The following is a 10,957-nucleotide window of genomic DNA, read 5'->3' as shown; positions in this document are numbered from 1 at the left end:
ACCCCGCCACACTCAACACCCGCAGCAACCTCGCCACCTGGAAAGGCGAAACCGGCGACCACCACACCGCCATCACCGCCTTCGAGGAACTACTCACCGACCAACTACGCGTCCTCGGCCCCAACCACCCCGACACCCTCAGGACTCGCGACAATCTGGCGCACATCCTGCTGGGTCGAGGTGCAGTGCTGGCAGCACGAACCCAGATCACGGCGAAGCTCGACGTTGAGAGGCGCCTGTTCGGGCGGGGCGATCGTCGGACAGAGCAAACACAGGAACTGCTCAACGAGATCAAACGTCGCATGGGCGGCCGAGCGGGCCCATCAGGCGTTAAACGCAAAAAGCGCTGACGAGGACGTCTGGTCCGACGAGTCGCTCCTCGACATCTGAGCAGACATCGACCTACGCCACCTGACGGCTCAGACGTCCATCCGGCGCGTCGTCATGCCACGACCGCGCCGAGTCACAGCGACCGAGGATGGGTAGGTAGGGCCCATGACCTACTTCGCCGACCTGACGCCGTACACATACTTCGAGCGGCATGAGGACGAGCCGGGGTTAGCCGACGAGCCGTGGCCGGATCTGCCGCTGCTCAACGTCGGCTGGCTGGACGCCGCGCATCCGTTCCCGACCGGCGCTCCCCCGGACGGGTTGATGCCAGCCCTGACCGACCTGGCCAAGACGCGGGTCCGCCAGACCCGCGGGTACCACTTCTGCGAGATCTGCGTCCGGGACATCGGCGGGGACACCAGAGAAGCCATTCGGCGGGGCGTGATCGCCCGCGGGAGCGCCGAGTTCCAGATCCAGGGCAACGGCGTCGTGTACGCCGCACCTCAGCTCCTGCTCCACTACGTCGCCGCCCACGAATACCTGCCACCAGCCGAGTTCTGTACGGCGGCCCTGGCGGCAACGAGCTGACGCGGGTAGCCCGTCACACGGGGGTGCGGACCGTCGGATGCTCGTTCCGCAGGTGGCCCTGCTTGTGCTGGAACTCCTGGTCATGGTCGGGACACGGTCAGCCCGAACGTCTTCCCATCGCGTTGGGACAGAGTGGACCCGGTGTCAGTGGGTCGGGCGCTCGTGTCGGTTGAGGTGATCGCGGAACCAGTCGAGCGTGAAGCGGTGTGCGGCGATGCCGTAGTCGAGCATCGCGTGCTGGTGGGTGGCGAGGTCGCGGTGCTCCTCGGGGACCTCCAGGTCTCTGAGGTGCGCGGCGAGGGCCGAGAGCCTGGCGAGGTCGTTCTCGATGCGCCCCGTGACCCGGCGCAGCGCCGGCACGCGCTCGTCCGGCTCCAGCAGACCGAGGAAGTAGAGCCGGGACAGCGCCGCGGTTTCCAGATCGCCCCCGTTCAGCTCTCCTGTCATCCACGCGTGGAACTCCTGCCGACCAGCGTCGGTGACGCGGTACACCTTCCGTCCCCGCCCGCCGGCTTCGGTGCTGGCCACCTCGATGAGCCCTCGGGTGAGCAGGGTGTCAAGCGCCCGTTTGATGCTGCCGGAACTGGCGCTGTAGAAGAGGGCGACGCCAGCCTCGAATCCCTTGATGAGGTCGTAGAAGCTCTGCGGGGTGATCAGGAGCAGACCAAGGATCACGTGGGCCATCGGCCGAGTCTAAACCGTTGTGTCTCATAGACATGTCTAGTAGACATGTGGTGGTGAGATCGCCACTGACCACGATCACTGCTCACGACAATCACGTTCCCGCCGGTGTCGACGCGCGGCTGAGGGGCTTGCTGGAGAATCTCGTCGCGCAACGCGTCGTACACCACGCCAACCTCGCCGTCGCCAGCGGCGACGGGAAGCTGCGCTGGTCGGCTGCCCGCGGTCCGGTCGGCGCCCACGATCAACCGGTGCGTCCCGACACCCCGTTCTTCATCGCCAGCGTCACCAAGCGGTTCATCGTCGCGCTGGTTCTGCAGGCGCACGAGCGCGGTGAACTCGACCTGTCCGTGCCGATCGACAGCTACCTGCCGGCGGAGACGACCACCGGCCTGCATGTCCTACGTGGAATCGACCGGACGTCGGCGATCACGGTGCGCCACCTCGCGAGTCACACGTCCGGCCTGCCCGACCACTTCGAGAAGCGGCGGGAAGGCCCCAGCCTGAATGAGCGCCTGGTCACCGGGCAGGATCTGGCCTGGACCTTCGCGGACACCGTGCGGACCACACGCGAGCAGCAGCGCCCGCACTTCGCGCCGCAGGACCTCACCGCCGTACGGCAGAAGGCCCGCTACTCCGACACCGGCTTCCAGCTGCTGATCCGCATCATGGAGACGGTGACCGGTCGGTCGTTCGCCGACCTGCTGACCGAACGGATCCTCGGCCCGCTCGGCCTGACGCACACCTGGCTCCCCGGGGATCCCCCGCCAGACGCGGCGTCCGCGCCGCCCTCGCCGCTCTACGCGAAGCAGCGCCGCGTCGAGGTGCCCTCGATGATCGAATCCTGCAACGACCTGTTCAGCACCACCGCCGATCTCCTCACCTTTCAGCGAGCGCTTCTTGCTGGCGCACTCTTCCGTGACGCCCGCTCACGGGAGATGCTCACCGAGCGGCGCAACCGGCTGCGCAACATCCCCATCCTCAGGTACGGGCTGGGCACCATGTTCTTCACTGTCGGTCGGCTCATGTCTTCGGGGCGTCGCCCGGTCACGCTCGTCGGCCATTCCGGAGTCACCGGGACGTGGCTCTTCCACTGTCCCCAGCTCGACCTGCACCTGGTGGGCACCGTCGACCAGACCGGGGGTCAGGCCATTCCCTTCCGGGTGATGGCCCGGTGTCTGGGCGTCCTACGAACATGAGGCGAAGACGACGCCGGAGCTAAGGTGATCTTCTCATCTCGGTCGGCGGCGCTGCCGCCCCCGCATCGCCGACACCGACAGAAATCGAGGCAGCAAGTGCTCACCGTAGGCTCGGCGGACACGACCTCGGTGCCCGCGAGTGAGCGATTCGGCTACTGGCACGACCTGGTGGCGCGCGAGTCGGTCCCGATGCGGATCCACAGTGCCCACGCCGCAAACTTCCAGGCCCGGGCCGAGGTCATCAGTCTCGGTGAGATCGTCCTGTCGTCGTGGCGGTACCCGTCCCTGGACATGCAGCGGACCAGCACGTTCATCCGCCGCAGCGACCCGGAGATGTACGAGTTCGCGCTGCCCTTGTCCGGGCACGGCGGGGTGGAACAGGAGCGGCGGACGAACCTCTTCACGCCGGGGCGGTTCGCCGTCGTCGACACGTCGCGACCGCATCAGTCGTCGCATCAGGGGCGGTCGCGGCACGAGGATCTGTTGACCACCCTGACGATCCTCGTACCGCACGGTCTCGTACCGCTGCATCCCAACAAGATCGCGCAGCTCCTCGCCACAAACATCTCCGCCGCCGAGGGAATGGGCGCGCTGCTCAGCAACTTCGTCCAGCAGGTGTTGACCCACCCGGAGCAGTACCAGGAGAGCGACGTTCCACTCCTGGGCACCATCGCCCGGGACCTCATCTCCGCGACGCTGGCCCAGCGCCTGGACCTCACCGAAGCCCTACCGACTGAGGTACGCGGGCACAGCCTGCGCGTGCGCGTCAAGGCGTTCATCGACGAGCACCTCGGCGACCCGGACCTCTCCCCCAGCACCGCGGCGGCCGCGCACCACGTCTCGCTCCGCAGCCTGCACCGGGCGTTCGAGGCCGAGGAGCAGACCGTCGCCGAGATCATCCGGACGAGACGCCTGGACCGGTGCGCGCGCGACCTGCGCGATCCCCTGCAACGCGGGCGGCCCATCCACACCGTCGCCGCCCGCTGGGGCTTTCCCTCCCAGGCCCACTTCAGCAGGGTGTTCACCGCGGCCTTCGGCATGTCTCCCCGAGCTTTCCGCAACGCCCCCTCGGCACCTGATCGGCGTCGCTGACGAGACCCGCCGCAAGCACCGGGTGCAGCCCGAGGAGGGCGGCGATGGTCGCGGCACTCACCCCGGAGCTGACGGGCGGGACCAACGAGATCGCGGTCAGTGACAACGCCGTGCACACGAATCGCTTGGCGGGGCGAGCGCTCCACCGACGAGGCGCCTCGCGGTGGTGATCGACACGAGGTCAGCGATATCGGGGTGTCCTACGCGCTCGGATACCCCGATACTGCCGATCCCGTGTCGATCAAGGCACCGGACGGTCAGGCGGGGACGCCGGCCGGCGTGGTTGCCTCGTCGGGACGTGCCGTCGACTCGTCGTCGTGTTCGTCCAGCATCGTGGCCTCGTCGAACGGGTCGTCGCCGCGCAACACCCCGATCGCCCGGTCCCGGTCGAACTCGCCGGTCCAGGTGCCCACCAGCACGGTCGCCACCGCGTTGCCCGCGAAGTTGGTGAGCGCCCGGGCCTCCGACATGAACCTGTCGATGCCGACGATCAGGCCGACCCCGTCCACCAGGTCGGGCCGGTGCGACTGGAGCCCGCCGGCCAGGGTCGCGATGCCGGCGCCGGTCACGCCCGCCGCGCCTTTCGACGCGATGATCATGAACAGCAGCAGCGAGATCTGTTCGCCGATGGAGAGCGGGTTGCCCAGCGCGTCGGCGATGAACAGCGACGCCATGGTCAGGTAGATCGCCGTGCCGTCCAGGTTGAACGAGTATCCGGTCGGCACCGTGATGCCGACGACCGGCTTGCTCACGCCGAAGTGTTCCATCTTGGCGATGAGCCGGGGCAGCGCCGACTCCGACGAGGAGGTCGACAGGATCAGCAGGAACTCCCGGCCGAGGTAGCGCAGCAGCGAGAAGATCGAGATGCGGGCCACGAACCAGAGCAGCGCGCCCAGGAACACCAGCACGAAGATCAGGCAGGTCGCGTAGAAGCCCAGCATGATCTGGGCGAGGCTCTTGAGGGCGTCCACGCCTGTCGCGCCGACCACTGCGGCCATGGCACCGAACGCGCCGACCGGCGCCAACCACATGATCATGGCGAGGACCTTGAAGACGACTCGCTGGATGACGGCGATCGCGCCGAGCACCGGTTCACCGCGCCGGCCCATCGCCTGCACTGCGAAACCGACGAGCAGGGCCACCAGCAGCGTCTGGAGCACCTCCCCCTCGGTGAGCGCGGAGAGCATCGTGGTCGGGATGATCCCGAGCAGGAACTCCGTCGTACCGGCGGCCTCGTCGCCGGCGGCGGCCTTGCCCGCGCCCGCGAGGTCAGCGCCCAGGTTGAGGCCGGAGCCGGGGTGGATGAGGTTGCCGACGACCAGGCCGATGGCGAGCGCGACCGTCGACATGGTGAGGAAGTAGCCCAGCGCGAGGCCGCCGACCTTGCCGACCTTCGCGGCCTGCCGGACGGAGCCGACGCCGAGCACGATCGTGCAGAAGATGACCGGGCTGATCATCATCTTGATCAGGTTGACGAAGCCGGTGCCGATCGGCTTGAGTTCCTTGCCGAAATCGGGGGCGACCAGGCCAACCACGATGCCGGCGAGCACGGCCACGATGACGGCGAGATACAGGTAACGGGTACGGTCCCGGCGGACCGCCGGTGCCGGTGTGGTGGCGGATGCGGTGGTGTCCATGTCGACAATGTGAACCGTGTCTCACCCGTTGACAGCCTTGCGGTCATTCTGTTCACCGCGAACCCGAGACGGCGGCGGCGCGACGAGGAGGTGGTGACGGTGGCCCGACGGCAGTGGAGCATCGCGGGGCAACTCTTCGCCCTCCAGGCGATGGTGGTGACGCTGCTCGTGCTGGCCGGCGCGGCGGGCGCCGTCTGGCTGGCCCGCGTCGACTCCCACCAGGCCGCGCAGGAGGAGGTGCTCGCGGTGGCGCAGACCGTGGCCAACTCCCCCGACGTCCGCGCGGCCCTCACGACCGCCGACCCGGCGAGCGTCCTCCAGCCGTACGCCGAATCGACCCGGAAGGCGACGGACACCGACTTCGTGGTGGTGATGGCCCCCGACCGCACCCGTTTCTCGCACCCCACCCGAAGGCTGATCGGCGAGCCGTTCGTCGGCGACATCGGGCCCGCCCTGGCGGGCCAACCGTTCACCACCACGAACGTCGGGACGCTCGGCGAGTCGGTGCGCGCGGTGGTCCCGGTGTACGACGAGCAGCGGCGCATCGTCGGCCTGGTCTCGGTGGGCATCACCACCCGCGCCATCAACCGTAAGCTGCTGCGCCAGCTTCCCGTGCTGCTGGGCGTCGCCGCGCCGGCTCTCGCGCTCGCCGCGACCGGCTCCTGGCTGCTCAGCCGCCGACTGCGCCGCCAGACCCACGGCCTGGGCCCGGCGCAGATGACCCGGATGTACGAGTACTACGACGCGGTTCTGCACTCCGTACGCGAGGGTCTCGTCGTGCTGACCACCGACCGGCGGGTCGCGTTGATCAACGACGAGGGTCGCCGGTTGGTGGGGCTCGACGTGGACGCGCCGGTGATCGACCAGCCGGTCGCCGGGATCGACCTGCCGCCCGCGGTGGCCGACCTGCTCGGCTCCGGGCGCGACGCCCTCGACGAGCCCGTCCTCGCCGGTGACCGGGTGCTTGTCGCCAACCAGCGGACCACCCGCTTCGAAGGCGCGGTGCTCGGCACCGTGTTGACCCTGCGCGACCAGACCGAGCTGCGCACCCTGGCCAGCGAGCTGGACTCGGTCCGCGCGCTGACCGAGGCGTTGCAGGCGCAGACCCACGAGTCGGCCAACCGGCTGCACACCGTGCTGACGCTTGTGGAACTGGGCCGCGCCGAAGAGGCCGTACGACTCGGCACCCGGGACCTGGCCCTCGCCCAGCAATTGACCGACCGGGTCGTCGGCGCGGTGACCGAGCCGGCGATGGCGGCACTGCTGCTGGGCAAGTCCGCGCAGGCCGCCGAGCGCGGGGTGGACCTGGTCATCGAGCCGGACTGCCGCCTCGACGACAGCCCTCTGCCGACCAACGACCTGCTCACCGTCGTCGGCAACCTGATCGACAACGCCCTGGAGGCGGTCGCCGGCACGCCACCGCCGCGCACGGTACGGGTCTTCGTCGGCGCCGTCGACGACGAGCTGCTGGTACGGGTGGCCGACAGCGGCCCCGGGCTGGCCGCGGACCGGGTGGCGGACGCGTTCCGGCGCGGCTGGTCCACGAAGAGCACCGGACGAGGGCTCGGTCTGGCGCTGATCGGGCAGGTGGTCCGCCGCCACGGTGGCCGCTACGAGGTGGCCCGCGCGGACGACGGCGGCAGCCTGTTCACGATCTACCTGCCGGTCGGTGGTGCCCCGCGATGACCGACATCCGGGTGCTTGTCGTCGAGGACGAGCCGCTGTTGGCCGAGGCGCACTCCGCGTACACCGAACGGGTTCCTGGTTTCGTGGTGGTCGGGGTGGCGCACACCGCGCGGGCGGCGATGGCGGCGCTGCGCGCGGGCGGCGGCGGCGGCGACGTGGACCTCGTACTCCTGGATTTTCGGTTGCCCGACCTGCACGGCCTGGACGTCTGCCGGGCCCTGCGCGCGGCCGGCAGCAGCGTCGACGTGCTCGCGGTGACCAGCGCCCGGGACCTGGCCGTGGTGCGGACGGCGGTGTCCCTCGGGGTGACCCACTACCTGCTCAAACCGTTCACGTTCGCCGCGTTCCGCGACAAGCTGGAACGCTACGCCGACTATCGCGCCCAGGCGCTCGCCGACGGGGAGGTCGCCGCCCAGCACGAGGTGGACCGGATGTTCGCCACCCTGCGCGGCACCGCCGGCCACAGCCTGCCCAAGGGCCTCGACGCGCAGACCCTCAATCGGGTACGCGCGGCGCTCACCGACGGGACCGGCCCGCAGGTGGGACTGTCCGCGACCGAGGTGAGCGCGGCGACCGGCATCTCCCGGGTGACCGCCCGCCGCTACCTGGAATACCTGGTCACCGTCGACCGGGCGGTCCGCAGCCCTCGCTACGGCACCCCCGGCCGCCCCGAGGTCGAATACCGGCCCCGGTGAGCGGGGAACAGCTCTGCCGCGACGCCGGCCGCGAGGTGCCGCCTACTGAAGTCGGAAGTGGAAGAATCGAGGACAACCCGATACGCAGGAGGTGAGCCGTGACGTCGAGCAATGCAGAACGGATGCCCGAGTGGCCGACGGCCGAGCACGTACCGGCCGAGGAGTTGGCCCGTCGTCAGGGCATCCGGCCGGTCGCCTCCGTGGATGACCTGGCCCGCCCGGACCTGTTCGGGTCGGACGAGGAACTGGACGAGTTCCTCGCCGATCTCTACACCTCTCGGCGGGCCGGCGCCGCATGAGCCTTGTCGTTCTGGACACGGACGTCGCGTCAGCAATCCTCCAAGGGCGGCTACCTGAGCGTCTGGACGCACCTGATTATCGCCGGATCAAGCGATTTGGCGAAGATCATCGCCGTAGTCGAAGATGATCCGCATGCGGGCCCCGAGCGCCCGTGCGTATCGGCTCAGCGTCGCGACCTCGTTGGCCTCCAGGTCGCCGTTCTCGATCTGACTGACGCGACCGGGTGTGACACCCATCAGCTCGGCCACCTGCCGCTGGGTCAGGCCCAGCCGCTTCCGCTCTTCGGCAAGGTGGAACGCGCTGACCCACGCCTCGGTGCGGGCCCGCTCCGCATCGAGTGCTTCATCGTCTCCATCGTGCAGCTCAGCCCGAATGTCGTCCCAGTCATGGAAGTCGCTCATCAGCCCTCCCTCCGTTTCCTCTCGAAGGCCAGCCAACCCTCGTACGCGATCTCAGCGACCGGGATCGCTTTCTCGTACCATCGAATCCAATCTCCCGCCTTGTTACCGGCCACCAGCAGCACGGCCTGGGGCCAGGGATCGAAGACGAACAGGACCCGTACGGCAACGTCCCTTCCGGACCTCGGCCGGAGTTCCTTGAGATTGCTGATGGTTGAACCCCTGAGGGTGTCAACCAGTGGACGCCCCAGGCCCGGACCGGTCTCCGCAAGCATGTCGATCGCCACGTTGACCGACCGGTACGTCGCCGGGTCGGTCTGCCGCAAAGATCGCAACCAGTCGCGGACATCGGTTGTCGCCCTGATCGCCCAGCGACGCGGCGGCTCATGAGACATGGGACAACTATAGCCTGGGCTATACACGGAGCGGGTGCGCCTCTTTCCGGTGGCGGACGGAAGATCCGTTGTTAGACTGTGCGGAGTTGGGTTAGCGGTACGACCAGGGAGACCAGACATGGCGGGTGACGACGACATCTCCGGGTGAGACCGGACATGTTCGGCCACCGGTTCGGCGCGCGCAGGCGCAGCCGCTGTGGCCATGCCGTCGTTCCACAGGTCCCCGTGTCGTCGGGCGGCTTAGGCGCGCCCACCCCACCCTTTGAGGTCACTCGCATGTCTGATGCGTTCATCGTCTGCTCGAACCTGTCCTTCTCCTGGCCGGACGACACCCCGGTCTTCTCGGAGCTGTCCTTCACCGTCCCCGGCGGGCGCACCGGCCTGGTCGCGCCCAACGGCGCCGGCAAGAGCACCCTGCTGCGGCTGATCGCCGGGGAGCTGCCGCCCAGCGGCGGCAGCGTCACCGTCGACGGCCTGCTCGGCTACCTCCCGCAGACCCTGCCGCTGGTCGGCGACCTGACCGTGGCGCAGGTGCTCGGCGTTGCCGAGCGGATCGCGGCGCTGCACGCCATCGAGGCCGGCGACGCCGCCGAGGCGCACTTCGCCACCATCGGCGACGACTGGGACATCGAGGAGCGCACCCGCTCCGAGTTGGACCGGCTCGGCCTGGGCGAGCTGTCGCTCGACCGACGGTTACACACCCTCAGCGGCGGCCAGGTGGTCTCCCTCGGCCTGGCGGCGCAACTGCTGCGCCGTCCGGACGTGCTGCTGCTCGACGAACCGACGAACAACCTGGACGTGGAGGCGCGGCACAAGCTCTACGACGTGCTCACCGACTGGTCGGGGTGCCTGCTGCTGGTCAGCCACGACCGGGAGCTGCTGGACCGGATGGACCGCATCGCCGAGCTGGACCAGGGCGAGATCCGCTGGTACGGGGGCAACTTCACCGCGTACACGGACGCGGTGCAGGCGGCGCGGGAGGTGGCCGAGAGCAACCTGCGCAACGCCGAGCAGGAGGTCAAGCGGGAGAAACGCGAGATGCAGCAGGCCCGGGAGCGGGCCGACCGGCGGGCCAGCAACGCCTCCAGGAACCTCAAGAACGCCGGGCTGCCGAAAATCTTCGCCGGCACCATGAAGCGCAACGCGCAGGAGTCCGCCGGAAAGTCTCACGAGACACACTCCGCCCGATTCGGTCAGGCCAAGGCCCGCCTCGACGAGGCCGGGCGGGCGGTCCGCGACGAGGACCGGATCACCGTCGACCTGCCGGACACCACGGTCCCGGGCGGGCGCACGGTCTTCTCCGGCCACGGGCTGCGGGCCCGCTTCGACGACCGGGAACTGTTCGGCGGCGACGGCGCCGACCTGGTCATCCGGGGACCGGAGCGGATCGCGCTCACCGGGGGCAACGGCGTCGGCAAGTCGACCCTGCTGCGCCTCGTCAACGGCGACCTCGCACCATCCGACGGCGACATCAAACGGGCAGACGGGCGGATCGCGTACCTGTCGCAGCGGCTGGACCTGCTCGACCTGGACCGGACGGTGGCGGAGAACTTCGCCGCGTACGCGCCGAGAATGCCGGACGCGCAACGGATGAACCTGCTCGCCCGATTCCTGTTCCGGGGCACCCGGGTGCACCTGCCCGTCGGGGTGCTCTCCGGCGGCGAGCGGCTACGCGCGACCCTCGCCTGTGTGCTCTGCGCCGAGCCGGCGCCGCAACTGCTGCTGCTCGACGAGCCGACGAACAACCTGGACCTGGTCAGCGTCGCCCAACTGGAGAGCGCGCTGTCCGCGTACCAGGGGGCGTTTGTCGTGGTCAGCCACGACGAACGGTTCCTCGCCGAGATCGGCGTGCAGCGCTGGTTGCGGCTGGCCGACGGCCACCTGCGGGAGATCAGCGCCCCCGACCGGGGCTGAGCCCCACGGCCCGGCCGGCTTCCGCCGGCCGGGCCGTGGCGC

At 69.3% G+C, this 10,957-nt stretch carries 12 protein-coding genes and 1 pseudogene; 8 read left to right on the top strand and 5 right to left on the bottom strand.

The window, feature by feature from the left end; all coding sequences use genetic code 11:
• Both ACLQ29_RS23220 and ACLQ29_RS23215 read left to right on the top strand, forming a co-directional pair.
• Positions 1–350 (top strand): tetratricopeptide repeat protein (locus ACLQ29_RS23220; protein ID WP_425773593.1); only part of this gene is annotated, 350 nt, incomplete at its 5' end.
• Between the two features lie 145 nt (positions 351–495).
• The gene (locus ACLQ29_RS23215) at positions 496–918 is read left to right on the top strand and encodes a hypothetical protein (protein WP_425773592.1); all 423 of its coding nucleotides are present in this window, start codon (positions 496–498) and stop codon (positions 916–918) included.
• A gap of 144 nt (positions 919–1,062) precedes the next feature.
• On the opposite strand, the gene ACLQ29_RS23210 is transcribed toward ACLQ29_RS23215, so the two are convergent.
• On the bottom strand, positions 1,063–1,602 hold the full coding sequence (locus ACLQ29_RS23210) for a helix-turn-helix transcriptional regulator (protein WP_425773591.1): 540 nt from the start codon (positions 1,600–1,602) through the stop codon (positions 1,063–1,065).
• A gap of 53 nt (positions 1,603–1,655) precedes the next feature.
• On the opposite strand from ACLQ29_RS23210, the gene ACLQ29_RS23205 reads away from it, so the two are divergent.
• On the top strand, positions 1,656–2,798 hold the full coding sequence (locus ACLQ29_RS23205) for a serine hydrolase domain-containing protein (protein ID WP_425773590.1): 1,143 nt from the start codon (positions 1,656–1,658) through the stop codon (positions 2,796–2,798).
• 96 nt (positions 2,799–2,894) lie between these two features.
• Positions 2,895–3,890, top strand: coding sequence for a helix-turn-helix domain-containing protein (locus ACLQ29_RS23200; RefSeq protein ID WP_425773589.1), 996 nt, complete (start codon positions 2,895–2,897; stop codon positions 3,888–3,890).
• On the opposite strand, the pseudogene ACLQ29_RS23195 reads toward ACLQ29_RS23200, so the two are convergent.
• Both ACLQ29_RS23195 and ACLQ29_RS23190 read right to left on the bottom strand, forming a co-directional pair.
• Positions 3,820–4,029, bottom strand: a pseudogene (locus tag ACLQ29_RS23195) (DUF6069 family protein); the annotation flags it as partial. The gene ACLQ29_RS23200 and the pseudogene ACLQ29_RS23195 sit on opposite strands and share 71 nt — an antisense overlap.
• Before the next feature lie 118 nt (positions 4,030–4,147).
• Positions 4,148–5,527 (bottom strand): cation:dicarboxylate symporter family transporter, encoded by a 1,380-nt coding sequence (locus tag ACLQ29_RS23190; RefSeq protein ID WP_425773588.1) that lies wholly within the window; start codon positions 5,525–5,527, stop codon positions 4,148–4,150.
• 99 nt (positions 5,528–5,626) lie between these two features.
• On the opposite strand from ACLQ29_RS23190, the gene ACLQ29_RS23185 reads away from it, so the two are divergent.
• The 3 genes from ACLQ29_RS23185 (at position 5,627) to ACLQ29_RS23175 (ending at position 8,207) form a co-directional block, all read left to right on the top strand.
• The gene (locus ACLQ29_RS23185) at positions 5,627–7,213 is read left to right on the top strand and encodes an ATP-binding protein (protein WP_425773587.1); all 1,587 of its coding nucleotides are present in this window, start codon (positions 5,627–5,629) and stop codon (positions 7,211–7,213) included.
• Positions 7,210–7,908: a response regulator gene (locus ACLQ29_RS23180; protein ID WP_425773586.1), complete on the top strand. Its 699-nt coding sequence runs from the start codon at positions 7,210–7,212 to the stop codon at positions 7,906–7,908. Before ACLQ29_RS23185 ends, ACLQ29_RS23180 begins: the two co-directional genes overlap by 4 nt.
• Before the next feature lie 98 nt (positions 7,909–8,006).
• Positions 8,007–8,207, top strand: coding sequence for a hypothetical protein (locus ACLQ29_RS23175; protein WP_425773585.1), 201 nt, complete (start codon positions 8,007–8,009; stop codon positions 8,205–8,207).
• 87 nt (positions 8,208–8,294) lie between these two features.
• On the opposite strand, the gene ACLQ29_RS23170 is transcribed toward ACLQ29_RS23175, so the two are convergent.
• Both ACLQ29_RS23170 and ACLQ29_RS23165 read right to left on the bottom strand, forming a co-directional pair.
• A complete protein-coding gene (locus ACLQ29_RS23170) occupies positions 8,295–8,609 on the bottom strand; it encodes a transcriptional regulator (RefSeq protein ID WP_393367733.1) in 315 nt (104 codons plus the stop codon).
• A complete protein-coding gene (locus ACLQ29_RS23165) occupies positions 8,609–9,001 on the bottom strand; it encodes a type II toxin-antitoxin system RelE/ParE family toxin (protein ID WP_425773584.1) in 393 nt (130 codons plus the stop codon). The genes ACLQ29_RS23170 and ACLQ29_RS23165 overlap by 1 nt, the downstream gene beginning before the upstream one ends.
• A gap of 276 nt (positions 9,002–9,277) precedes the next feature.
• Here ACLQ29_RS23165 and abc-f point away from each other — a divergent pair, with 276 nt between their 5' ends.
• A complete protein-coding gene (abc-f, locus tag ACLQ29_RS23160; RefSeq protein WP_425773583.1) occupies positions 9,278–10,915 on the top strand; it encodes a ribosomal protection-like ABC-F family protein in 1,638 nt (545 codons plus the stop codon).
• Positions 10,916–10,957 lie beyond the last annotated feature (42 nt).

The sequence above is a fragment of the Micromonospora sp. DT228 genome, from assembly GCF_049841595.1.
Classification (GTDB): Bacteria; Actinomycetota; Actinomycetes; order Mycobacteriales; family Micromonosporaceae; genus Micromonospora.
Note: the sequence above shows the minus strand (reverse complement) of the source record. Positions and strands in the feature narration are given on the sequence as shown.

Excerpts from the sequence above, each read along its gene's own strand:
- ACLQ29_RS23215 (WP_425773592.1), top strand. The coding sequence starts at position 496 with ATGACCTACTTCGCCGACCTGACGCCGTACACATACTTCGAGCGGCAT.
- ACLQ29_RS23190 (WP_425773588.1), bottom strand. The coding sequence starts at position 5,527 with ATGGACACCACCGCATCCGCCACCACACCGGCACCGGCGGTCCGCCGG.
- ACLQ29_RS23165 (WP_425773584.1), bottom strand. The coding sequence starts at position 9,001 with ATGTCTCATGAGCCGCCGCGTCGCTGGGCGATCAGGGCGACAACCGAT.
- abc-f (WP_425773583.1), top strand. The coding sequence starts at position 9,278 with ATGTCTGATGCGTTCATCGTCTGCTCGAACCTGTCCTTCTCCTGGCCG.
- ACLQ29_RS23210 (WP_425773591.1), bottom strand. The coding sequence starts at position 1,602 with ATGGCCCACGTGATCCTTGGTCTGCTCCTGATCACCCCGCAGAGCTTC.
- ACLQ29_RS23180 (WP_425773586.1), top strand. The coding sequence starts at position 7,210 with ATGACCGACATCCGGGTGCTTGTCGTCGAGGACGAGCCGCTGTTGGCC.
- ACLQ29_RS23170 (WP_393367733.1), bottom strand. The coding sequence starts at position 8,609 with ATGAGCGACTTCCATGACTGGGACGACATTCGGGCTGAGCTGCACGAT.